This window comes from Aliiroseovarius sp. Z3 (genome assembly GCF_029105185.1).
GTDB lineage: Bacteria > Pseudomonadota > Alphaproteobacteria > Rhodobacterales > Rhodobacteraceae > Aliiroseovarius.
This window is the reverse complement of record NZ_JAFMZK010000003.1, coordinates 281,167-303,638: the sequence shown is the minus strand read 5'-3', so window position 1 is coordinate 303,638 and position 22,472 is coordinate 281,167. Positions and strand designations below refer to the sequence as shown.

Sequence of the window (22,472 nt, the reverse complement as noted above, 5' to 3'; positions counted from 1 at the left end):
ACGATCCAACGGCATACCGAGTTGGGGGGAGACGACGGTCAAGCGGACGATCCGAGGCTTCCTGAAAGAAGGCATCCTGGTCGAGACCGGCGCGCGTGGGTGCAAGACCGGTTTTACCGTCGTTTACCGGATCAATCTTACCAAGATCGAGGCGTTGGAGTTGACCGCAGAACCCGATATCGAGACGGGGGCCACAGCGACCCCCAAACCATCCAGAAACCTCCTACGCGCGAGCGCGTGGCGGCTGAGGATGACGAAGCTGAGAAGATGTTGGCGGCATATCCACACGACCGGGTGCGGGGGAAGGCGGACCGCCTCAGGCGGATCAGGGAGGCCTTGGATGCCGGAACAGGGGTCGAGGACCTGTTGCAGGCCGTGACGGCCTACGCGACCGAAGGCGCGGGCTTCACCCGGTCGAAGGTCAGTTTCTCCGACAACTGGTTCAGGTCCGGCAGGTGGCGGGCCTATGTCGAGGACATCGCCAAGAGCCGAGAAGAGACGAAGGCAAAACAGGCCGAGGCGCTGGCGGGCTTGGCGGGCTGGGTCACGGACCGCCATCCGCTTCGTCGTCACATCACCCCGGGCCAGGTCAACGCATTGCTGGCCGCAAAGCTGGTGACACAGGCGCAAATCCAGGCGGCGGGCCTCAGATCATGAGCACCACGGGACCGACCGAAGCGCAAACAGCAAGGCGACCCATGTCATACGCTGAAGCTTCTGACACGGGACCTTGCGAGGGGCGGCAAGCCTCCCCTTCGAACCCCACCGGCGCGGGCAAGCGCCGCGCAAAGGAGCCGTTGACGGAGACCTTCGTCTTCCGCTGCACGGCGGCCGAGAAGGCCGAGCTGCACTTCTGCACCCCGCGCCGTGCGCGAGTATCTCGACACACTGGATGAGGCCGCATTCAGTGCCGCCAGCGAGGTGCAGCCGAAGTTCACTTCCCATTCCGACCCGGCCAGCCAATGGACGGCAGCACGCAAGGGCCCCGCGTTCTTCAGTTATTCCGACAATTACCTGATTGACACGGACCATGGCGTTATCGTCGATGTCGAAGCCACGCGGTCGATCCGTCAGGCCGAGGTCGGATCAACCAAGACCATGCTGAGGCGGATGAAGGCGAAGTTCGATCTGCATCCCGAACGGCTGATCGCCGATACCGCCTACGGAACTGGGCCGATGCTCGGCTGGTTGGTCGAGCAGAAGATCGCCCCACATATCCCGGTGTTCGACAAGGCGGGCAGAACCGATGGAACCTGGTCCCGCGCCGACTTCGAATGGGATACCGAGAACGATCAGTACATCTGCCCCGAAGGTCAGCGGAGAAAGCGACCGTGCGGTTTGCTGCACAGCATATCCAGATTGGACGAAAGGTCATGTTCACAGAGCGTCCATTGGTTGTCTTCTTCATTTTCTGAACTTGTATCCAAGCATCGGGTTTCCCGAAGCATTAATTTGCCCGGTTTCAAGTTATGTTTTGCGAAATCTGAGAAATGGGCAAAGGCTTTCTGCGAGACTTTGCAACGACATTCGGACACTCGGAAGACCATTGCCTTCGATGCTAGAGTTCTCAATCCAGCGCGGGTAGAGGCCGCTATTGATGTAATTGCGGTGCTCGTCGCTCCAGGGATCTGCGTCCTATTCTCGTTTCCCAGAAACATACGTCTCCATGTGCCGAAGCATGTCATTGAGCAGTTCAGCCGCGGCGCCTTCTGTCCCGGCTTCGACGTAGCATCTCAGTTCGGGGGCGTTGCCCGAAGGTCTGACGTGCACGATGCTTTCGTCTGCGAAATACAAGCGAATCCCGTCGGTCGGGTCAGTCTTTGTGATCGTTCTGGACGAGAGGAGGGGCAGAACGTCGGCCCCGTCTTGCAGGCCGGCAACCAGCTTATCCGAGATATTCTTCGGCACGTCCTGAAGGCGGTTCGATGCAACGAAACGGGCGGGCAGATCAGCGACGAACGCGCTGAGCGACATGTTCGCCTCTTTCGCGGCGGCAAGCGCCGCCAGGATCGGCAACGCGAAGTCGCGGGTCATCAGCGGCGCGATCGTGCGACCGTTCCGATTCGCTTCGAAACCCAGCAGAAAGCCGCCATTCGCCTCGTATCCGGCGATTTGGCTGTCGCCGTTCGATGCTGCCTCGGACATGCCCGCGATCACGTACGGCGACCCGATCCGGGTGCGACGGACGGACCTAAACGCCCCGGTCGCCTCGACGACAGTATTTGACGAAACCGGAGTCACGATCGTTTCGGCGCCGATGTACCGTGCAGCCAGAACCGACAGGATGTCACCGGGAACGAGCTTGCCGGTTGAATTGATGAGCATTGGCCGATCCGCATCGCCATCCGTCGAGACCAGAGCGTCGAGGGCGTTGTCGCGCACCCAATCCTGCAGAAGCATGCGCGTCTCTGTATCGACGGCTTCGGTATCGATCGGCACGAACGTGCCGCACCACCCAAGGGGAACGGCCTTACCGCCAAGCGCGCGAATGAGGTCGATCAGCAGGTCGCGGGCAACAGAACTGTGCTGGTAGACGCCGATCCGCAAACCTCTCAATGCTTCCGGGCCGAAGAAATCTGCATAGCGCGCCAGAAATGGTGCTGTCGCGTCGTGCGGCAACACATCGAGATACTTGGGCGAGACATCCCGCGTCTGGTCCTGTTCGAAGGCAGTCTGGATCAATGCTTCATCGTCTTTGGTTATTTCTCCGTCGGCGCGATAAAATTTCAAACCGTTGCGGTCGGCAGGAATATGGCTTCCCGTCACCATGACGGCCGGAGCGCCCAAAGTTTCGGCCGCCAAAGCGAGAGCGGGTGTCGGGACTTGCCCGCAATCGTGGACCTTCAGCCCGAGAGCGTTCGCCGCGTTGCTGACCGAACGTGCAATATCTGAAGACGAGGGCCGTAAATCCTGCCCGATGAGTAGCACGCCAGAGTGGGGAACAACGCCGAGGAAGGCTCTGACATAGCACTGAACCACCTCGGGTGTCAGCTCCGTGACAAGCCCCCGAACCCCACTTGTCCCGAATTTCACCATCTTCTTACACCTCGTTTAACTATCGAAAGGTCTTGGATTTCTCGCGCAGTGCACTGGGTTTGGCATGATTGTCGGCCATCCAGCGTTCGCAGACCTTCGGCTTGCTGCGGCCCAGAAGGGACCGCAGCAGGCGTCACCTTAGGCACGCTCGTAGATGTCTTCGTAGCGCACGATGTCATCCTCTCCCAGATACGCGCCGGTTTGAACCTCGATCAGTTGCAAGGGCACCTTTCCGTGGTTCGCAAGCCTGTGGATCTCGCCGAGCGGGATGTAGACAGACTCGTTCTCCGACAAGATCTGCTCTTTCCGCCCGACAGTGACCGTAGCGGTGCCCTCGACGACGACCCAGTGCTCCGAGCGGTGGACGTGGCTTTGCAGCGACAGCTGTCCGCCGGGTTTCACGACGATGGATTTCACCTGGAACCGGTGTCCCAGCGACAGCGCCTCGTAATGGCCCCACGGGCGTTCGCAGCGCGCGAAGGTTTCGGCCTGGCGACACCCTTCGGCGCGTAGCATCGGAACGATCTTTGAGACCGACTGGCTGGCGTCCAAGTCGGTGACGATAACCGCGTCCCGCGTTGCAACGGCGGCGATGTTCTTCAGGCCGATGCCAACGAGTTCGATGCCGTTGTCCTGCGAGAAGAGAAGGGTATCGCTGCAGTCGAGCGCATGGCACGCACCGCGCGTCGCGACGCCGTCCTCGTCATGCGGCGCCTGCAACCAGAGGCTTTTCCACGACCCGAGGTCGGACCAGTTCGCCTGCATCGGCACGACCTTGCCAGCCTCTTTCTCCATCACGGCGACATCGAAAGAGATGGACGGCGCCTTGGCGAAGTCCGCGCCGAGCCGGAGAAAGTCGAGGTCGGTCCGCGCGCCCCTGACCGAGGCGCGCACGGCAGCGCGCAAATCGGGAGCATGCTTGCCAAAAGCGGCGCGAAAGGTCTCGACCGTGGCCAGAAAGATGCCCGCATTCCACAGAAAATTGCCTTCTTTGACCATCGTTTGGGCAGTTGCTGCATCCGGCTTTTCGACAAAGCGGAGATAGTCCTGAGCGCTGTCCGAGATACCCTTTCGTCCGTCGAGTTCGATGTATCCGTAGCCCGTAGCGGCGCGATCGGGAACGATGCCGAAAGTCACGATGTGCCCTTCGCGCGCCGCTTCGGCGCCTTGGGCGATAGCAGCAGAGAATTTCAGCACATCGCCGATGGCGTGATCTGAAGGAGCCACCAGCATCAGCGCCTGTGTATCAGTGCGTGCGATCACTTCGGCGGCAGCACAGATAGCGGCGGCGGTGTTCCGCGCCTCCGGCTCGATGACGACGTTGCGTTCGGTGATACCGATCTCTTCAGCCTGTGCGCCAACAGTGAAGCGGTGCTCTTCGTTGGACACCAGAACAGGCGCTCCGCAGCCCGCGTCTTCGAGACGGAGGAGCGTCTGCTGAAGCAGGCTGTGTTCACCGTTGAGCCGCGCGAACTGCTTGGGCATGGATTTGCGGCTGACTGGCCAGAGGCGGGTGCCGTTGCCACCACAGAGGATGACAGGATGGATCGGGGAGGTCGACATGGTAAAGTCCTTTCGGGATACGGGTTAATTTACATGTTGAGTGGAGGTGCGGAGCAGGAACAACGCGCGAAGGAGGATAAGTGTTGCGGTGACGGCCTGCACAGCTGCCTTGATCGCCAAAAGAGCACCGAAGCTGGTTGGGTCCGCCCAGAACATGACAGCGACTTGAAGAAGCGCGCCGCCGGCGATCAGGTATAGGCCGCTCCGGTCGCCGACCGCGATGAGAAGTGTGGCCGTCAAGTAGTTGAAGGTGAAAAGCGCCGCAGCGAGTACCGCGAGAAGCAGTGAACTGGCCGCAGGACCATAGGCCCCACCGGCCAGAAGAGTGACAAGCGTGCCAGGCGCGACCAGTGCCGCACAAATGACGATCACGCTCACGGCACCGAAGAGCGCATAGACAGGCAGGGCACAGCGAACCACCCTGCCGTCTTCCTTTGCTACGCGCACGACCTGCGGCACAAGCACACTTGCCAATGCGAAGCAGGCGAAAAACTGGATGCGCTGAAAGAGTGACAGTGCAGCGACGTACCCGGCTTCGACGTCAGAAAGAAGCGCTTTGGCAAGGAAGATGTCACCATCCAGCGCCGCGACTTGCGTGACCTGCAGGATGGCGAACGGAATCGCGGTGACGGCGACCGTCATTGCCACTGGGGAAACATCGATCCCGCCCACCTTCGGCTGCATAAGGCCTGTCAGCACGGCCCAGCCCGCAACGATCGACAGGCTGATCGCAACGACAACTCCCTCCAGTCCGAACCCGAGGCTCCAAGCAAGAAGTGCGCCAGCCAGACGGACGCCCATCTCGACATTCGCAGAAAGGACGATCCGACCTGTGTCCATGTCGCCGAATGCGATGCCGCGCAGGACGCTCATCGACGCGCCGAACGGTACTGCCGCCAGCAATAGAACGAGGAGATGCGGCTCGACCGAAAGAAGCCGCGCATCAACCGCCTCACCGGCAAGAAAGCATCCCGTGAGTATGGCTCCAATGACCAGCGCCCCCATAACCAGGATGCGGTTGATGCGCGACAACGCCAGCCTGACAAACGGACGCTCATCTTCTGAGGACGAGGCAACCAGTTGACTGACCGACATCTGAACGGTGCCGAGGACACCGAAGAGTGCGAGCGTGATCGTCAGCAAAAACGCAAGCACTCCGAACATCTCCGGTCCCATCAGGCGGCTGAAAATCATGTTGAAGGCAAGGTTGCCGACATTGACGAAATTCGACGAGAGGAACACAAGGACGGCGGGCGTCGCTACGATTGCCGCAACGGCCCGAAAGCCTGGTGCCGGGGGAACGGAGAGATAAGTCATCGGATCAGGCCGCCTTTGCCGGAAGGATTGCTGCGGACGGCGCGGCGAGGATCGTCGCGGTCGCCGAGACACCCGCTTCGGTCCCGAAGGAGAGACCGAGACGTTGCTCGGCAATAAGGCGAAGCATCCGGAAGCCACTTTTCACAATTGCGGTGCTTGAAACCTTCGACCCGGCCACTTCGGTCCATTCGGCAAGCGGTTGCTCGTAGAACGCGAAACGCCGCTCTGTCATTCCGGCGGAAAGCCGGGCGAAGAATTCGACGTCGAAGAGCCAACCGGCGGTGAAAGGCGAAGCGACGGCAGCGCGCAGGATCCGCGTGTTCCGCATCATCTTTGCGCCGCATTGCGTATCACCGATGGGAAGCCCGACAGCCTGACGCGCTAGTGTGGCGCAGATGCGCGAGACGATCCGGCGGCCAAGCGTCCGTTCGATACGGTGACCGAGCATCATCCGGCGCGCGCCGTAGACGACCTGGGTCTCTGCGAACTTGTTCAGCACGCGCGCGAAATCGTCGATGGCGTCGAGCGGGGTCGCCAGGTCGGCGTCCCAGTAGCCGATGAGTGCCGCGCCCTTCTCGGCGGCGGTGAGCAGCCCCTGCCGAACCGCCTCGGCCTTGCCCGAGTTCTTTGCCAGATCAACGACCGTCACACGGGTCGGAGCGGCATCACGGAGTGCTGTGAGCCTGTCGACTGTGGTGTCCCGGCTGCCGTCATTCACAAAGATGAAATCTGTCGTGGGCGAGGCATCAAGATGGGCGAGAAATGCGCCCTGATCGAGGCGGTCGGCCTCGTTGTAGCAAGGCACAACGATGGCGGTGCGCTGTGTGGTGCCTGCGGTGCCCGGGAAGGCTGTGACGGTGGCGGTGTTCGTGGTGCGGCTGGTCATGTCAGAACCTTTCATTTCGTTGAAATCGTTCTGCCAGACCTCGGATAATAAGTCGCTGCAACGGAGGAATAGATATGAAATACAAAAGGATAGACTGTTCTCGAAGGGAGGAGGGCGCGCCCCAAAAGGCGAAGCGGCTATCCCGAAGGATAGCCGCTTGAAGTGATCTTATACCGTCTGTGGAACTTGTCTGACCCGTGGCCGAATGGCCCGCCTGAGCCGATCGACATGGAACTCCACGACTTTCGACAGGGGCAGTTCCATCGACGCTTCCTTGTTCGCCTTTGCCAGCCGGTTCGCTTCTGTAGGGTCTCCTAGTATACGGCGCATCGCGCCCGCCATTTCGGAGGCGTTCTCGGGTGCATAGTTCGCCCCGGCCAGTCCCTCGTCCCGGCAGACATCGACAAAATCGCCGATCGCCGGGAAGACGGGCACCGCGCCGTAGCATGCTGTCTGGTGAAGGACGCCGCTGCTGCCTGTCGTCGCGGAATAGTCGAAGACGCTGACCCGCGCGTTGCCGAAGAATGCAGGCACGTCGTCTTCCGCCACATAGCCGTGGAAGTTCACGCCCGGATCGTCGGCTCGGGCTGCCTCGACTGAGGCCATGTAGCCTTTTGCGTTCGGATGATCGCTACCGCCGATGACAAGTTCGTAGTTGGCGAACGCGGGGTCTTTGCGCAGCATGTCGAAAGCGGCTAACAGCGTTTCCAGCCGCTTGTACGTCCCGAACTTGCCCATCGTCACGATGCGTCGGGCGCGGCTCTCGATCCGAGCCATGTCGCGTTTGTCGGTGTCGAAGGTGCCATGCGGGACAAGGTGCACTTCCGCCTTTGGAAAGGCCGCGCCCAGGTGATCTGCATAGCTTCTGAGCGTGACCGTCGTATAGGTCGCGGCCAGCATCGCGCGCGTCACGACGGGCCCGGCGGCACGGACCACGGCCTGTCGGATGCGCTGGCCTTTCAGTTGCGTGCTGTCGAGGTCGATGCCAGCGAGGATGTTGTGCGCGATCACGCCGCCCGGTGTGCCCAGTAGGCGGGCGACGGCGGGGGCCATGAGACCCAGAGCTGCGGGAGCTTCGCGGTCGCCGAAAGTCGCGGTCTGTACGTTCCAGATCGCGGCGTCCACGCCTTCGCGCTTCAGAGCGGTCAAAATGGAGACCCCCGCGGTCACGCTGTTGAACGACCAGCACCGCACAACCCGAACTTTCGGGCCGAGCACCAGTTCGGGCGCTTCTTCGGTAAGTTGGTCGGCCAGAACGACGACCTCGGAAACGTCGGTCCGCGCCGCCATCTCCCGGGCAAGGTGCAGACCGTATTCGTTCAGGCTGTGCCGTCCCGGCGGAAAGGCGGAAACGAGTGCGAGTTTGAGTTTCATGAGACAGCTCCGGTCGTGAAAAGTTGCCGCAACTTACTCCAGGGCGGGCACCGGAAGCGAATGCGCAAAGGCAGGACCCACGGGGCAAAAGGTCAGCCACGACTATACTTCCGGTAATCAGCCGCGTCCTGCAAAACCGTCTCTGAGTGACGCGGCCCCCGGTTTTTCGGTGCCATCGACGCGTAGTATGCCGAAGGAGGATTGCAGCCGCCTGACCCAGGGTGAAGCGCCAACTACAGAGGGATCGACGTTGGGAAAGTCGTAAAGCGTCCAGACCATGATGCCATCCGCTTCCCGTAGCGCGTCAAGCCGCTCGGAAAGTCTCTTCGCCTGTTTCGCCTCCGTCCCCGGAAAACCGGCGACCAGCGAATAGGAGCTTTCCCCAATCTCGGTGACGTAGATGGGCTTGCCGTCCGCCAGGGCGCGGAGAGCGTCCAGACGTTCCGCCGCGCCCTCGAGGGGCGCATAGTCGTGATAGGTCACGACGTCGACATCTTCGATCAGAGCGTTTGCGGCTTCGGCAGAGGACCAGCCGATCGACAGCGGAATCCTTGCATCAATGCTCCTTGAGAGCCCGAGCATGGTCGTAAGCCAAGCCAGGACTTTCGCCTCGCCGTGCGCTTCGAAGTCCAGATCGGGCTCATTCTTCAGATCGATGAAAGCGACGGCAGGCGAGGCGTCGAGCACCCGCAGCACGCGGGAGAGATAAAGTGCGTCGCCTCCCCAGGTCCCGACGGAATAATCCTGCTTTAGATCAAAAAGGGTCGGCACCACGCGAAGCGATTTCTCCTCTGCGACTGCGAGCAGGCGTGCCAGACTGTCGAGCGATGCGTCAGCACGCGCGCCGATGAAGGCGTCGCGGGTGAGAAATATCCGGACGGCGTTGCCGTTCAGCCCGGCAATCCGGTCGAAATCGCGCGCCACGTCAGTCGCATCGAATTCCAGCCAGAAATCGCGCCACGGCGTTTCGGCAGGATAGTAATTGACACCTGCAAGTCTCCCTTCAAAAGTGACGCGCGGCGCGTCGAGTGTCTGCGACGTGCGCCGTTCCCAGGACATCACGCGCCAGCCGTTCGAGTCATTCAAAAGGGTAGCGACGCCCGTGTCCCGCGTCACTTCCATCGCGTCAAGCGTCGCACCATTGTGCGAGAGATACCGGGCCACCACCATCTCGATCCGTGCCTGAAAAAGCGAACCGTCTTTGTGGTAGAACATCGGTGTCGCCCGCTGCGACAGCACAATCATGCGCCCCCCGTGAGCCGTCGCGTCCCTGACCGAAAGCGTTGACCGCTCCGCCGCGATCCCGGTGAAACGGTCTGCAAGGAGATTGGGGTTTCCGCTTTCCTGAGCGACAGCTAACACTTGCCACGCTTCGCCAAGTGCGCGGCTGATAACGGTGGCGTCTGCTTGAGTGAATGGCCTGACGAGAGGCACGTCCGGTGCATTCCAGGTCACATAGAGTTCACCTACGTCTACTGGCGCCAGCGCGGCCGCGATGTATCGATAGGTCACGCGTTGCGCCTCTGCCGCCTCGAATGCGCGCGCCGCGCCCCAGAGAACCAACGCGGTGACACCGATAAAAGTGCCAATGATTAGGAGAAGCCGCATTACTCTGCCCCTCTGATCGTAGCCGGGGCAGTATCGCGTACGGTGACAACCCGTTGCTCCGAGCCGAGCGCGGTCGTGAAGGCAACCTCGAGGGATGCAACACCGGATGGCCGGCGCAGGATCGTCTCGAAATACCCGTCCTGAACCCAGCCAAGCGCCGCGACCGTTTCGCCGCCTGCGGTGACAGCGACTTCGACGAGTGCACCGTCCGTAAGAAGATATCCAGAACCGGTCGTCAAGGGGCCGATTCGAAGGCCGATGGCGCCGATGTCGTCCATTGACCAGACCAATATGTCAGGCTGGGAAGCGCCGGTGAAAGCGTCCAAGCCAACTTCCGCCGAGGCTGACGCGGTGGCGATGGTGAGGTCCAATGCCCCACCCGCCGCCACATCGCGCACCAGCACGGTCGCTTCCGCCCGCGTTTCCCTGACCGGGGCAGATAGAAGCGTTGTTGACCCGTCATCATGTGTTAGCAATAGCGTTGTCCCCGTGCCGTCCTCCACCGGGTTACCGTAACGGTCGCGCAACTCGGCAGACGAAAAGGTCGAAACCGTTTCGGCTTCGAGGTTTGCCGCTGGCTCGATTGCCGGAACGACGCTCGCAAGATCGGCGGTCACAAGATACAGCGCGCGTGGGCTTTGCAGGTCTCCGATAGAAACCCCGGCCGCGAAGGTTCCGGCGACGGGTTCGGGCCAGAACAGGACGTCGGCGATCCCGTCCCGCACATCGGCACCAATCAGCCCATTGGCTTCGAGCGAGAAACCGGCCCGCGCGCCCTGCACCAGATTGCCGAACGCGTCGAAGGCGAGCGCGACCGCGTGCCCGTCGTCACGACCCGCGACAAGCGCCTTGGGACCGACGAAGATCAACAGGCCATGGGCCCCGCCGGCTTTTGTCATGACGAACGTGCCACCGTCGCGAAGGCCCGCCCAGGCCGCACGATCCGTTGACAGGGCTTCGGCGGGCAGGATGCCGAAAGCGTCGGACACATGGTCTTGGGCGGTCGCTGGTGCCGCGAAGACGCTGAGCAGAATGGCAAGGCGAAGCATGGCGGACCTCAAAACAAGGGATCGAAAGTCATGGTGGATACCTGAAGGCGAAGCGCAGAATAACCTTCGATGGAAAGCGGGATGGTCCCGATGGAGGCTTCGGGAAGGTCCGTGTCTGCTTGTTGTGTGCTGCCGTTCACCACTGTGTCTGCCAGTCCGAGGTCGGAGACGATGGTGATGGCCTCCCGTGCGGGGAGTTTCATTGTGAAAGGGGCGCTCTGTCCGGGATAGATGTTCGTTTCGGCATAACCCGCTTCGGCCCAAACTGGCGCGCCACCCTTGTCGTAGAGAAGTGCGATCACCCTTATGATCGTCGCGGTCTCGGTCCCGGTGTTTACGGCCAGCCCGCTCAGTACCGAGCCGTCATCGGTTGGCGTGACCCGGACCGCATTCAGGGCGACGCCACGGTAGAGGTCGGATCCAGTGACCAGCGCGCGCGCCTCGATGCGTGCATTGTCGGGGCGGGCATCGAACTCGGGAGGGATGAATAGCGTCGGATCGAAGCTGTCGGCTGCGTCCTCCAGCGAAAGGACACCTTCGAAATCGACCCGGAAACCGGCGGTCTCAGCGGGCAATAGACGTTGTTCGATCACTTGACCGGCGGCGGTGCGCGCCTGGCGCAGTTCGCCCGCGAAAAGCTCGCCGAAAAGGCTCGTCATCGCGGGATCTGCATCCGCGTTGGTCACTGCGCCGACAAGGCTGTAACGCCCGCCGCGTTCGACCAAGCGCATTCCGTGAAGGGCCACACGCGGGCGATCCAACCGGTCGCGATGCAAATCCGTTTCGATCCGAGGCTGGCGCCGCCCCGTGACATTCCAAGTCACCTCATTGCCCCGCTGAAGCCGCGCCGGCGTCTGGTTCGGGCGAAGGCTCATCGGTGCAATGCGCCAGGCGCCGCCCCTGAAGACTGTGGACACTTCGACACGTTCGGTTCTAAGGCCCAGTGATGTAAGCCATTCGAGGGTGACTTCCCATGTTCCCAAGGTTTCGGAGGTATCGCGCGGCGACACCGATATTGAGGCGAGCTTGCCATACGAAGCCAGAAGCCCTCCCCGCCACCGCCAGTTGAACATTACCACCTCGAAATCCGGGCGTGTCTCCGGATCAAGCCGGGCATAGGCCGCCTCGAACCGCCGGAAATCGAGATCGTCGAAATAGCCTTCGATCACTTCTTCTGGGGTTTCGGGTTGGGCCTGCCCCGAGTATATCGACCAGCCCGCGGCGGCGGTCCCTCCTACGACCGAGAGGATGGTCGCAGCCACCAGCAAACCAATCACGTGCGGCGACCGGGGCGACGCATTGTCACTTTCCAATGCATGATCGACCGTAGGCCGACGTCCGAGACCCAGCAGCGACACCAAAGCGGCCAGGGTCAGCGCCGCTGGCGGAAGAACTGCCCACATGGCCATGTGCACCGCCGGTATTTCGCGCCGGGGCGTGATTGACCGCAAGGGCGTCACATCCGCCTTTTCCCAGACTGTCACGCCGTTCGAAAGCCGGTTGAGTCGCGTCCAACCGCTGAAATGCAAAAGCGGATCATAGAAGTCGTCGTTCGAGAACACGTATTTCAGGTTGTAGCTGTCCGCGTTCACCAAGAACTGCTGGAGTGAGCCGAGGCCCGGAACGCCCAGGTACTTGGCGTTCTCCAGGCGCTCGACCGAAAAGCGCGTCATGTCCGGCAGGCGGCGCGCAGAGTGGTAGTTGCCGTCGACTGAAAGCGCCTCGGTCTGCGCCGACAGATAGGCGAACTGATCGCCGAAGCCCAGCGTCAGATAGCGCCAGCGATCATGCTCATCCTCCTCCAGAAACTGCACGATCGGCGCAGGGTCGATGAAGCGCGGCTGCGTCGGCTGGATCGACGGCAGGATCGCTGCGAAGACCGCGACGGCGACTGTGGCGAGGAAGTATCCGCCAATCAGGATCCGGTGCGCCTGCCGCCCGAACAGCCCACGAAGTGTTTCACCCGCACGTCCGTGAAGAAGCCCTTCGAAGAGGAGACCGGTAAAGGGAAGGATCAGGATGGTCGCCCAGAAGGTGAAGCGGTCGAGCGTCAGGATGTCAAACGCGCCGCCCAACAGGGCGCGCGGAAGGGGCGTCGTGCCGCCGGTGCCGAGCAAGAAGCAAAGCAGCACGGAAATCCCTAGCGGCCAATGCCGCGTCGTCACGGTCTTGTAGACGAGATAGGGCAGCACCAGAAGCGCAGTGCCCCAGGGCAGAAGGAAGAACACGACGCCGAGATCGGGGCGCGCGATGAAGCTTTCCCGGCTGCCATGCGGAATGGGGACCTGCGTGATCGGATCGTTGATCGACCAGGACCAGTATGGAAAGACGGTGATCACGATGGCAGCGAGCATAAGGACGGCAAGCAGCAGACCGCGCCCCACCGGCCAGCCGAGACGCCTGATCAATCTCAAATGTCCTTTTCTTTCGCTTGCCGAGACAGCGCTGAGCGCGTGAAGGCCAAGCGGAAGGATGAAAAGCACCCCTCCGAATATCGTCGTGACGTGATGTGCCGCAGTGGTGGCGGCTGCGAAAACAACAGCGGCAAGAAGGTCGAACACGCGGCCTTCGACGATCCAGCGAAATACGAAAGGCAAGCCGTTCAGAAATATCCCGAGTGACAGCGTAGTCGGCAACTGCCCGAAAAGATGCACCGTTTCAGAAATCGACGAAGCCAGCACCAGCGAGATCGCGGCATATCCCGCAGGACGCGCGGTCACGCAGAGACGGGCGAAGCGGTATGTGCCGATGGTCAGAAGGACAAGTGCTACCGTCTGGACCACGACGAAGGCCGCCCGCAGCGGCATCACCTTCATAAGCGTGGCAATCGCCATGTGGCTGCCCGGCGGATAGGAGGTGGTCGCAAATCCAGTGTACCAGCGCGGCTCCCAAGGGTCGAACCAACTGCGGTGATAACTGTCCGCAAAGAACATGTGGATGAAGGCGTCGTAGGTGTTACCGTGGGTGAACGGCAAAAGACCGCCATGAAACAGCACGCAGGCCGCCAGCGCGACGAGAAGCAGGCGGAGCCCGTCGCTTTCGTCCGATGTGGGGTCATCACCGGAATATGCGCTTGCGGTCCTCATCGTGAGGCGTGCCAGTCAGAGCAGCTTGTGGTCGCGCGCGATCATGGCCGCTTGTGTACGGTTCTTGGCATCGAGCTTACGGCAGAGCGTCTTGACGTGAAGCTTGATCGTCACTTCCTGAAGGTCGAGGTCTCGGGCGATCTCCTTGTTAGACTTGCCTTCGCACAAGCCGCGCAACACCTCGGTCTCGCGCTCGCTCAGGTTGGCGACCGTTTTCGCTTCTTCCTGCTGCATGAAATCGTAAGGCAAGAAGGTTTCCCCCGCCACCATGAAGCGGATCGCCGAGACCATGGATTTCGCCCCCAGCGTCTTCGGTACGAACCCGGCCGCGCCCGCCGCTAAGGCATCCTTGGCAATCCGCGGCGTTGCCGTGCCCGAGAGGATTGCAACCGGACAGCCGTCATTGGCTTCCTTCATACGAGTCAGTCCCTGAAGGCCGTCCATGCCCGGCATGTTGAAGTCAAGAAGTACAAGATCGAAACTGCCTGAGGCATCCGCGGCTTGAACAGCGGCATCGAGGTTTTCCACACTCACGATCTCGGCCATGCCCTCTGCTTCCAGGAACATTGCGATCGTGTCGCGGACAAGGTCGTGATCGTCGGCGATCAATATACGCATAGGAGCCGCCCGAGCCTCCGTAGAATAGTCGATGTCGTCTTTTGCCCTGAAGGATAGCACGTTTTGCATCTTGTACTCCGAAACTTTCTGACTGTTAACTTTCGAGACCGAAGATATTCCATAATTCACCTAACGGTCCTCGGTTACTCGGTATGTCTGGCGTCGCAAACGGTCAGGTTATTTATACGAAAGGATAGTCGGATTATCCTTCAGTGATGCAGACTTACCAGTCTAGGTATGTCACCGTCCCGACGGACAACCGGGCATTCTCGGTTTTAGCAAAAAGGTGACGGCTATGACGTTTATTATGAGAGTTTTCGCGGTTTCTGCATTGGCCGCTCTTCCCTCTGGTGTTTTCGCTCAGGATGTCGTTCTGACCGTGACGCACGGCGGTGAAGTAACCGAATTCGACATGCCCGCACTGGAGGCGATGGAAGCACAAGAATTCGAAACGACGACAATCTGGACCGAAGGCCTGCAAACTTTCACGGGTGTTTCATTGGCCGCACTTCTCGATGATTTCGGCGTGACCGAGGGCGCAATCAAGGCGACGGCAATCAACGATTATGCGGTCGAAATCCCTGTCGATGACGCCATCGAGGGAGGACCGATCATTGCTTACCGGCTGAACGGCGATCCGATGTCAGTGCGTGACAAGGGTCCGCTCTGGGTTGTCTATCCCTACGACTCCGACAAGGCGTATCAGACCGAAATCATCTATTCGCGCAGCATCTGGCAGCTTGACCGGATCGACGTGATCGAATGAGCCTCGCACATAGATGGTAAATCCGGTTTCACGAAAACGGCGCGTACTTGGCCGCGTGCTCCTCTATATGGCCGTCGTCCTGTTCAGTGCGGCGGCCATATGGCTGCTGAGTGCGGACGCGCGCCGCGAAGTCGACGCGCTTGCCACTGCCAATGCCGACAGTACGCAGTGGTCACTGGCACAGTCCGAGGTCGAATTCCTGGCCTTCACGATTGCCGCCCGCGCGGTTGTCGCGGGAAAGGCTCAACCGGCCGATGCGCGCCGTCGCTTCGACGTCTTCTACTCTCGCATGCAGACGCTGAAATCCGCGCGCTCGTTCGCTGACGTGCGCGCGCATTCTGAGGTTGAGATTTCGCTTGCCGACATCGATGATTTCTTTGCTGACGCGATACCGTTTGTCGATGCGGACGATGGAGCTTTCGTCGCGGCGCTGCCCGGTCTGGTCGACCGTTTCCCGTCGCTACAGGCCGATCTCAGGACCATCTCACTCGCTGGGGTCTCCGTCCTCTCGGCCCGTTCGGAAACGCGGCGTGCCGCTGTTTCTGGCGCCTTGACTGATCTCGGCTTTATCTCTTTTGGCCTGCTAGCGCTTCTTCTTGCTCTCGTCGGCATCCTTTTTATGATCAACCGCGCGTCGCAGCGTCAGACCTCCGAAATCGCGCTCACCCAGGGCCGTCTCCAAGCCATTATCTCGACCTCGCTCGACGCCATCCTTGTGGCAGGCAAGGACGGCCACGTCCTTGATTTCAACGGCGCGGCGGAAGGCATATTTGGATATACGCGGGAAGAAGCTATTGGCGCTGACGTGGCTGACCTCATTATTCCCGATCACCTGCTCGACGCCCACAATGACGGGATGGCACGGTACCGACAGACCGGGATCAAGCACGTCGTCGGTAGCGGTCTTCTGAAACTCGAGGCCAAGCGCAAGGACGGCAGCGTTTTCCCAGTCGAACTTTCGATCAACTCTGCCGAAAGCGAGGAAGGGGAGATTTTCGTCTCTTACATCCGGGATATCTCGAAGCGCGTTGAAAGCGAGAACGAACTGGTCGAGGCCCGCGACAAGGCGCTGGCCGGAGAAAAGGCCAAGGCCGACCTTCTGGCGGTGATGAGCCACGAGATGCGTACGCCGCTCAACGGCGTTCTTGGCACACTTGATCTTTTATCCGACACAGTTTTGGACGAGCGCCAGCAAAAGTACGTCGGCGTCATGGATGCCTCTGGAAAGATGCTGCTCGAACACGTCAACAACGTACTCGACATCTCGCGCGTCGATGCTGGGAAGGCGGTAAGGGTCGAAGAACCGTTCAACGTCTGTGAGCTGGCGCAAAGCACGGTCGAGGGCCTTCAGACCACGGCGGCGCTGCGCGGCAACACGTTGAAAATCGCGCAGCTCGGGCCGCGCGCGGCGATGCGGGTTGGGGACCGCAAGCGCATACAGCAGATCCTCTTCAACCTCCTCGGCAACGCAATCAAGTTTACCGAGAACGGCACCATCACGCTGGAGATCGATTGTCAGAACGGAGGAGAGACCATGGAGTTCCGCGTGATCGACACGGGCATTGGTATTTCCGAAGCCGATCTTGCGCGGATCTTCGAGGACTTCGTGACGCTTGATGCCTCTTATCAGCGCGAAGTCGAGGGAACGGGCCTCGGCCTCGGCATTGTGAGAAGGCTTGCTGAACTGCTCGAGGGTGAAATCGGAGTCGAAAGTGAAGAAGGCGACGGGTCGGTCTTCTGGGTCCGCCTTCCTCTTCCGCACGTCGCCGACCGCCCCGTCACTCGGCCCGTCTCGATGACACCGCATGAGGTGTCCGGTGACGCTCTCCGCGTTCTTCTCGTCGAGGATAACGAGGTTAACCGGATGGTTGCGCGCGAGATGCTCGAAAAGAACGGCTGTGAGGTGACAGAGGCCATCGACGGTCAGGACGGCGTTCGCGCCGCCGAGGCGGAGGCATTCGATCTGATCCTGATGGACATAAGCATGCCGAAACTCGACGGGACGACGGCAGCGAAGATGGTCAAAAACAGCAATGGGCCGAATGTCGAAACCCCTATCATCGCGCTGACGGCCCATGCGCTGCCCGCCGACGTGGCACGCTTCCGCGACGCCGGGATGGAGGACGTCATAACGAAACCCCTGTCCTTCGACCGGCTGAAAGCGGTACTGACCGAATTCTCCGCACCGGACGTTCGGGAAGAGAGAAGGCAGGATGGCACCCCCATGGCCGACTTGATCGAGACTCTCGGTGCCGAGAAGGCAGAAGCCCTGCGCCAACGCGTCGTGACTGAGGTCAAAGTCGGGATTGTCGATCTGACTGCCATGGCCGGAGACGAAAGCCGTCGGACGGAACTTGGCGCGCTCGCGCACAAGCTCGCCGGGTCGGTCGCAATGTTCGGAGAGCAGCCGATTTGGGAGCAACTCAAAGCGCTGGAGGAACGGTCTTCAGACATGAGTTCCGACGAAATTCACAATCGGCTGGCCGAATTGGAAAGGCTCCTGCATCGCTGACGGCAGAGGCCCGAGCGGCAGCACATGAAGCTTTGCCATCGTGAGCAAGGCTGATGGGTGATGGCTTAGTGGTTCGATCTGACGGTTCTTTCATCGTTGGCCTGTGAACACGCCCTACATTTTCGAGGAGCTCGCCGAGGCCAAAAGAAAGACGGGCCAGTCGAAGCCGCGAGGGACATCCAAGGGCGCTGGTCATTCGGCATTCGATCTTATTTCAAGCCTGAAGCGACCTGGTTGCGATCATCAGAATTCTGCATCAAAGCTTGGATGTCGAACGGGATTTGTAACCGCGACGAATGTCCGCAATGCAGGTTGGGGAGGCAGTAGCACAATACATTGGCCTAAGGCAGCAATGGGCCGTTCATGAAATTGCGAGCCGGTGACGGGCAGGCACGCAACGCGTCGGGAGTTGTTCGACGGATCATTCACCGCCTATGCAGGAGGGGGCGCAAGTCATTTTGCAGGTGTGTCGCCAACAGGCCGGGTTCAGGGGCGCAGCGCCCTGATCGACATTTTGCGGGTGGGTGCGTCAGCAGCCGGTTCCCGCAAAATAATAGTCGGTCACTAATACTTAGCGAAAACTATGAAGATGGATCAACTTAGGTCATCGTCATCTGCGGAATCAGTCCGAAGTGAAATGGAACACTGCCTTGGATTGCGACGGCTCCGGCGACTGCGCCTTTGCTGAGGCCCATCTGACGACGTGCCTGTTCGATCAATCCGAAGAACTGCCAGCGCGTCATGCCCTCCGGCAAACCGCCATGTGTGAGGTGCTGCGTCATGGCTGCACCTCCGATCCGAAGTTTGCGGGATTCCGGGGTTTCTGGTAGTCAGGAAGGGCAATGAACTTTTGTTTGTCCTCGGACAAGGCTGCACCTTCCGGCGACTTTCTTTTTGATCGGTGTGCTCCCGGAAAAGTTGGAACCGCCCTTTGTAAGCCGTTGATTCCTTATGACGGCACTATCTTGAACTTTTCTTGGCAAGCTGCTGAGACTTCTTGGTTCACCCCTTCTGTCGGGGTCGCCAACACCTTTCAGATCATCCGGATCACATCCTTATCAATCGACAGCATATAGCCGCGTCTTGCGATGGTTTTGACCAGAAGTTCGCTCATCATCTGGTTGCCCAGTGCGTCGCGCAGGCGTTTGATGCGGGTGGCGCCGGCGGCTTCGTCGCAATCGGCGGGATCGCGACCGGAGATCAGCCCCTCAAGCTCGGACCCTGACAGCACCTCTTCGTCCATGCGCGCTTCGGCAAGGGCCGAGAGGGTTTCGATGGCGGCTTCGGTCAGGGAAAATTCCATGTTGTTCAGATAGACGGTCCGTTCTTCGCGGCTGATCAGAAGCGAGTTGACCTGGATGCCCGCCCGCTCGATCTCGCCCATACGGCGGTTCAGTCCGATGATGGTCAGAAGAAAGACCAGTGCGGCCACCAGCAGGGCGGTTGCAAACACCAGAAGCACGAAGATCACCATGCGATAGCTGGTCAAGGTGTCGGCAAAGGCGGTGCCCGATTGCGCAAGGATTTCCAGAAGCTTGATCTCTGCCCCCGAGGTCAGACCGTCATTCTCGACAAATATCTGTTCCACCCGCGCGTTGAACGCGTTGGCGTCGGGCAGGGTCATGAACAACACCACAGCGGCGATCAGAAGAATCCCGATGATCGCGGCAATACCTGCCACAACCACCCGGTTCGAGACCCGCCGCGCGTCAGAAGCGAAGGAAGAACTCTCCGGCACTTTCTTTCCTTTCGGTAAGTCCAGATTCGTCAAAGATGGATTGAATCTTCAGAAGCTGCCACCCCGCGTTTTCAAGGCGTTGCTGAACCTGTCGCTTGGCAGCCTGTCGGTTGTCGCAGGCAGCGTCCGGCAGCTCGACCACACCATAATGCAGTCTGAGCGGGTTATCTCGTTTCGCTTTGTAATCCGCATAACATCCGGCCTGGGACGGCAGGGCATAGGCGGCAAGCGCAAGGGCAAGAAGGATTTGTTTCATCATGCCCAAACCATGCGTTCGCCCCGCGGGTTAATCAATATCAAAGCCGTTGATAGGCGATAACAACATGCCGTTATTGCATGGCCCGTCAGGGCGGCACCAGTGTTGTCCCATGTTCCACGCGTCCCCAAGGATGCATTACCGAAAGGACACATGATGATAAGCCATTCTGTTACCTCACCTTTGAAACTGGTGCTCAGCGCCACGCTTGCCCTGGCCCTGACCATAACCCCTGTTTCCGCCAATGACTGGGGGTCGCGCAACGACCATGATGACACGGCGAAAGTGCTTGGTCTTTTGCTGGGAATCGCGACCATCGGGGCGCTTCTGTCCAACAAAGACGACCGGCATGATGACCGCGTCAAACCGCGCAGGCCTCATAAACCCCATAAACGCGTGCACCGTGTGCCGGACCATTTGCAGCTGCCAGCCCATTGCCTGCAGACCTATCGAACGCAACAAGGCAAACAGCGTTTCTTTGCCCCAAGATGCTTGAAGCGAAACTTTTCCTATGCGTCGGGCCTGCCGCGCGTTTGCCGGGATACAATCGTCGCCCGCAACAAGAATGGCACCTATGTCGCACGAAAAGTGTATCGCCAGGGCTGTCTGAACAAACGCGGATACCGCACCAAGACCACCTATTGATCAGAACATCGAGCCGCGGTGCGGCGTCCCCTAACCCATCGCACCGCCAAACTTGCGGAAGCTTCGGCTTCCGCCTTTTTTGCTTGCAGGCGGGCGACTGATCGGCGACGCAAGGACATGATCAAACCTGTCCCCGACTTCAGCTTCGAAACTGCCGCGACGACACGCGGTTTTACGCGTATCGCCGGCGTGGACGAAGTTGGGCGCGGTCCGCTGGCCGGCCCTGTCACGGCGGCGGCGGTGGTCTTGGACCCCGCCAACATTCCCGATGGGTTGAACGATTCCAAAGCCTTGACCGCCAGACGGCGGGAAGCCCTGTTTGAAATCATATTGGATTGCGCCGATGTCTCGATCGCCCACGCGACGGTCGAAGAGATCGACGCGCTGAACATCCTGCGCGCCAGCCATCTGGCGATGGAACGTGCCGTTGCGGGATTGCAAACCACACCTGATCACCTTCTGATCGACGGCAACATGGTGCCGCGGGGATTGACCGTGTCGTCCGAAGCAATCGTGAAGGGCGACGCGCGGTCGATGTCGATTTCCGCCGCCTCGATCGTCGCCAAGATCACCCGTGATCGGATCATGGTGGATTTGGCGCAACAGTATCCCGGCTATGGGTGGGAGACGAATGCAGGATACCCGTCAAAAAGCCACAGATTGGCGCTTCAAAATCTTGGTGTGACCCCACACCATAGACGTTCGTTCAAACCGGTACACAATATCTTGTATCAACAAGAAAATGTAAGTGACTGATTCAAAAAAGAATTTGACGGCGAATCGCCTTTGACTCATGCTGACCCCATCAAAACGAGCGCAAAAAAGCGCCACTGATGAAGCGCAAAATGCGCCGGGTACATGAGGCAGAAATGACGACGAAAACCACAACAAAAGCGGCTGTAGACCTGCCGCTAAACCAGATTATTGACGGTGACTGCATCAAGGTGATGAACAGTCTGCCGGAAAACTCGGTCGATATGATTTTCGCCGATCCGCCCTATAACCTGCAGCTAAAAGGCGAGCTGCACCGGCCCGACAATTCCAAGGTCGATGCCGTGGATGACGACTGGGACCAGTTCGACAGCTTCAAAGCCTATGACCAGTTTACCCGCGCATGGCTCAAGGCCGCCCGCCGCATCTTGAAACCAGATGGCGCGATTTGGGTGATCGGCAGCTATCATAACGTATTCCGTATGGGCGCCGAGCTTCAGAATCAAGGCTATTGGATCCTGAACGACGTGGTGTGGCGCAAGTCGAACCCGATGCCGAACTTCCGCGGCAAGCGCTTCACCAACGCGCATGAAACGATGATCTGGGCCTCGAAATCCGAAGGCGCGAAATACACGTTCAACTATGAAGCCCTGAAGGCGTTGAACGAAGGTATCCAGATGCGGTCTGATTGGGTTCTTCCGATCTGCACCGGCCACGAGCGGCTGAAAGATGAAAACGGCGACAAGGCGCATCCGACGCAGAAACCTGAAAGCCTGCTGCACCGTGTGCTGGTCGGGTCCACCAATCCCGGCGACGTGATCCTTGACCCGTTCTTCGGCACCGGCACCACCGGCGCGGTGGCCAAGATGCTGGGTCGCGATTTTATCGGTATTGAACGCGAAGCGGCATATCGCAAAGTGGCCGAGAAACGCATCTCGAAAGTGCGCAAGTTCGACAAGGAAGCCCTGACCACCACGCCGTCGAAACGCGCTGAACCACGCGTTCCCTTCGGCCAGCTGGTCGAACGTGGCATGCTGCGCCCGGGTGAAATTCTGTCCAGCCCGCGTGGCAAGACCGCCAAAGTCCGTGCCGACGGTACGCTGATTTCCGGCGAGGCCCGTGGCTCGATCCACCAGGTTGGTGCCGCTCTGGAAAGTGCGCCCAGCTGTAATGGTTGGACCTATTGGCACTTCAAGCAGGACGGAAAGAAAGTTCCGATCGACCTGCTGCGCCAACAAATCCGCGCTGAGATGAATTAGCTTTAACGTTTTTTGCAGGGCGTAGACACATGCGCCCGCAACACGGTG

The 22,472-nt window shown here is 60.0% G+C and carries 18 protein-coding genes and 1 pseudogene; 7 read left to right on the top strand and 12 right to left on the bottom strand.

The features are described from left to right. Positions 1-237 precede the first annotated feature (237 nt). Together J3R80_RS07135 and J3R80_RS07130 are read left to right on the top strand one after the other, a co-directional pair. Positions 238-657: a hypothetical protein gene (locus J3R80_RS07135; RefSeq protein WP_275393073.1), complete on the top strand. Its 420-nt coding sequence runs from the start codon at positions 238-240 to the stop codon at positions 655-657. A gap of 195 nt (positions 658-852) precedes the next feature. After that, positions 853-1,314 (top strand): annotated as a pseudogene (locus J3R80_RS07130) (transposase); the annotation flags it as partial. 321 nt (positions 1,315-1,635) lie between these two features. On the opposite strand, the gene J3R80_RS07125 reads toward J3R80_RS07130, so the two are convergent. The 9 genes from J3R80_RS07125 to J3R80_RS07085 form a co-directional block, all read right to left on the bottom strand. Then, entirely contained in the window at positions 1,636-3,036 is a 1,401-nt protein-coding gene (locus J3R80_RS07125) for a phosphomannomutase (RefSeq protein ID WP_275393072.1), read from the bottom strand. Positions 3,037-3,174: 138 nt separating this feature from the next. Next, the gene (locus J3R80_RS07120; RefSeq protein ID WP_275393071.1) at positions 3,175-4,599 is read right to left on the bottom strand and encodes a mannose-1-phosphate guanylyltransferase/mannose-6-phosphate isomerase; all 1,425 of its coding nucleotides are present in this window, start codon (positions 4,597-4,599) and stop codon (positions 3,175-3,177) included. Positions 4,600-4,623: 24 nt separating this feature from the next. Continuing rightward, the gene (locus tag J3R80_RS07115; protein WP_275393070.1) at positions 4,624-5,916 is read right to left on the bottom strand and encodes a hypothetical protein; all 1,293 of its coding nucleotides are present in this window, start codon (positions 5,914-5,916) and stop codon (positions 4,624-4,626) included. 4 nt (positions 5,917-5,920) lie between these two features. Then, the gene (locus tag J3R80_RS07110) at positions 5,921-6,802 is read right to left on the bottom strand and encodes a glycosyltransferase (RefSeq protein WP_275393069.1); all 882 of its coding nucleotides are present in this window, start codon (positions 6,800-6,802) and stop codon (positions 5,921-5,923) included. A gap of 168 nt (positions 6,803-6,970) precedes the next feature. Further along, positions 6,971-8,176, bottom strand: coding sequence for a glycosyltransferase (locus J3R80_RS07105; RefSeq protein WP_275393068.1), 1,206 nt, complete (start codon positions 8,174-8,176; stop codon positions 6,971-6,973). 117 nt (positions 8,177-8,293) lie between these two features. After that, positions 8,294-9,784 (bottom strand): hypothetical protein, encoded by a 1,491-nt coding sequence (locus tag J3R80_RS07100; RefSeq protein WP_275393067.1) that lies wholly within the window; start codon positions 9,782-9,784, stop codon positions 8,294-8,296. Beyond that, entirely contained in the window at positions 9,784-10,833 is a 1,050-nt protein-coding gene (locus J3R80_RS07095) for a hypothetical protein (RefSeq protein ID WP_275393066.1), read from the bottom strand. Before J3R80_RS07095 ends, J3R80_RS07100 begins: the two co-directional genes overlap by 1 nt. An 8-nt stretch (positions 10,834-10,841) precedes the next feature. Then, complete coding sequence (locus J3R80_RS07090) at positions 10,842-13,919, bottom strand: hypothetical protein (protein ID WP_275393065.1); 3,078 nt, start codon at positions 13,917-13,919, stop codon at positions 10,842-10,844. 15 nt (positions 13,920-13,934) lie between these two features. Next, positions 13,935-14,537: a response regulator transcription factor gene (locus J3R80_RS07085; protein ID WP_275393264.1), complete on the bottom strand. Its 603-nt coding sequence runs from the start codon at positions 14,535-14,537 to the stop codon at positions 13,935-13,937. Between the two features lie 295 nt (positions 14,538-14,832). On the opposite strand from J3R80_RS07085, the gene J3R80_RS07080 reads away from it, so the two are divergent. Both J3R80_RS07080 and J3R80_RS07075 read left to right on the top strand, forming a co-directional pair. Further along, positions 14,833-15,303: a molybdopterin-dependent oxidoreductase gene (locus J3R80_RS07080; RefSeq protein WP_275393064.1), complete on the top strand. Its 471-nt coding sequence runs from the start codon at positions 14,833-14,835 to the stop codon at positions 15,301-15,303. A 67-nt stretch (positions 15,304-15,370) separates the two neighbouring features. Beyond that, complete coding sequence (locus J3R80_RS07075; protein ID WP_275393063.1) at positions 15,371-17,815, top strand: PAS domain-containing hybrid sensor histidine kinase/response regulator; 2,445 nt, start codon at positions 15,371-15,373, stop codon at positions 17,813-17,815. Positions 17,816-18,414: 599 nt separating this feature from the next. On the opposite strand, the gene J3R80_RS07070 is transcribed toward J3R80_RS07075, so the two are convergent. The 3 genes from J3R80_RS07070 to J3R80_RS07060 all read right to left on the bottom strand — a co-directional run bounded on the left by J3R80_RS07070 (position 18,415) and on the right by J3R80_RS07060 (position 19,809). After that, complete coding sequence (locus tag J3R80_RS07070) at positions 18,415-18,597, bottom strand: hypothetical protein (RefSeq protein WP_275393062.1); 183 nt, start codon at positions 18,595-18,597, stop codon at positions 18,415-18,417. 251 nt (positions 18,598-18,848) lie between these two features. Then, entirely contained in the window at positions 18,849-19,553 is a 705-nt protein-coding gene (locus J3R80_RS07065) for a helix-turn-helix domain-containing protein (RefSeq protein ID WP_275393061.1), read from the bottom strand. Then, the gene (locus J3R80_RS07060) at positions 19,525-19,809 is read right to left on the bottom strand and encodes a hypothetical protein (protein WP_275393263.1); all 285 of its coding nucleotides are present in this window, start codon (positions 19,807-19,809) and stop codon (positions 19,525-19,527) included. Before J3R80_RS07060 ends, J3R80_RS07065 begins: the two co-directional genes overlap by 29 nt. Before the next feature lie 156 nt (positions 19,810-19,965). On the opposite strand from J3R80_RS07060, the gene J3R80_RS07055 reads away from it, so the two are divergent. The 3 genes from J3R80_RS07055 (at position 19,966) to J3R80_RS07045 (ending at position 22,424) form a co-directional block, all read left to right on the top strand. Next, positions 19,966-20,454 carry a hypothetical protein gene (locus tag J3R80_RS07055; protein WP_275393060.1) on the top strand — a complete coding sequence of 163 codons (489 nt, stop codon included), beginning with the start codon at positions 19,966-19,968 and terminating at the stop codon, positions 20,452-20,454. Positions 20,455-20,472: 18 nt separating this feature from the next. Beyond that, positions 20,473-21,210 (top strand): ribonuclease HII, encoded by a 738-nt coding sequence (locus J3R80_RS07050; RefSeq protein ID WP_275393059.1) that lies wholly within the window; start codon positions 20,473-20,475, stop codon positions 21,208-21,210. A 113-nt stretch (positions 21,211-21,323) separates the two neighbouring features. Continuing rightward, on the top strand, positions 21,324-22,424 hold the full coding sequence (locus J3R80_RS07045; protein WP_275393058.1) for a site-specific DNA-methyltransferase: 1,101 nt from the start codon (positions 21,324-21,326) through the stop codon (positions 22,422-22,424). Positions 22,425-22,472: the final 48 nt, after the last annotated feature.

What these genes read in the sequence shown, in the direction of transcription:
- J3R80_RS07125 (WP_275393072.1), bottom strand. Translation starts at nt 3,036, where the DNA reads ATGGTGAAATTCGGGACAAGTGGGGTTCGGGGGCTTGTCACGGAGCTG.
- J3R80_RS07120 (WP_275393071.1), bottom strand. Translation starts at nt 4,599, where the DNA reads ATGTCGACCTCCCCGATCCATCCTGTCATCCTCTGTGGTGGCAACGGC.
- J3R80_RS07115 (WP_275393070.1), bottom strand. Translation starts at nt 5,916, where the DNA reads ATGACTTATCTCTCCGTTCCCCCGGCACCAGGCTTTCGGGCCGTTGCG.
- J3R80_RS07110 (WP_275393069.1), bottom strand. Translation starts at nt 6,802, where the DNA reads ATGACCAGCCGCACCACGAACACCGCCACCGTCACAGCCTTCCCGGGC.
- J3R80_RS07105 (WP_275393068.1), bottom strand. Translation starts at nt 8,176, where the DNA reads ATGAAACTCAAACTCGCACTCGTTTCCGCCTTTCCGCCGGGACGGCAC.
- J3R80_RS07100 (WP_275393067.1), bottom strand. Translation starts at nt 9,784, where the DNA reads ATGCGGCTTCTCCTAATCATTGGCACTTTTATCGGTGTCACCGCGTTG.
- J3R80_RS07095 (WP_275393066.1), bottom strand. Translation starts at nt 10,833, where the DNA reads ATGCTTCGCCTTGCCATTCTGCTCAGCGTCTTCGCGGCACCAGCGACC.
- J3R80_RS07090 (WP_275393065.1), bottom strand. Translation starts at nt 13,919, where the DNA reads ATGAGGACCGCAAGCGCATATTCCGGTGATGACCCCACATCGGACGAA.
- J3R80_RS07085 (WP_275393264.1), bottom strand. Translation starts at nt 14,537, where the DNA reads ATGCGTATATTGATCGCCGACGATCACGACCTTGTCCGCGACACGATC.
- J3R80_RS07080 (WP_275393064.1), top strand. Translation starts at nt 14,833, where the DNA reads ATGACGTTTATTATGAGAGTTTTCGCGGTTTCTGCATTGGCCGCTCTT.
- J3R80_RS07075 (WP_275393063.1), top strand. Translation starts at nt 15,371, where the DNA reads ATGGCCGTCGTCCTGTTCAGTGCGGCGGCCATATGGCTGCTGAGTGCG.
- J3R80_RS07070 (WP_275393062.1), bottom strand. Translation starts at nt 18,597, where the DNA reads ATGACGCAGCACCTCACACATGGCGGTTTGCCGGAGGGCATGACGCGC.
- J3R80_RS07060 (WP_275393263.1), bottom strand. Translation starts at nt 19,809, where the DNA reads ATGAAACAAATCCTTCTTGCCCTTGCGCTTGCCGCCTATGCCCTGCCG.
- J3R80_RS07055 (WP_275393060.1), top strand. Translation starts at nt 19,966, where the DNA reads ATGATAAGCCATTCTGTTACCTCACCTTTGAAACTGGTGCTCAGCGCC.
- J3R80_RS07045 (WP_275393058.1), top strand. Translation starts at nt 21,324, where the DNA reads ATGACGACGAAAACCACAACAAAAGCGGCTGTAGACCTGCCGCTAAAC.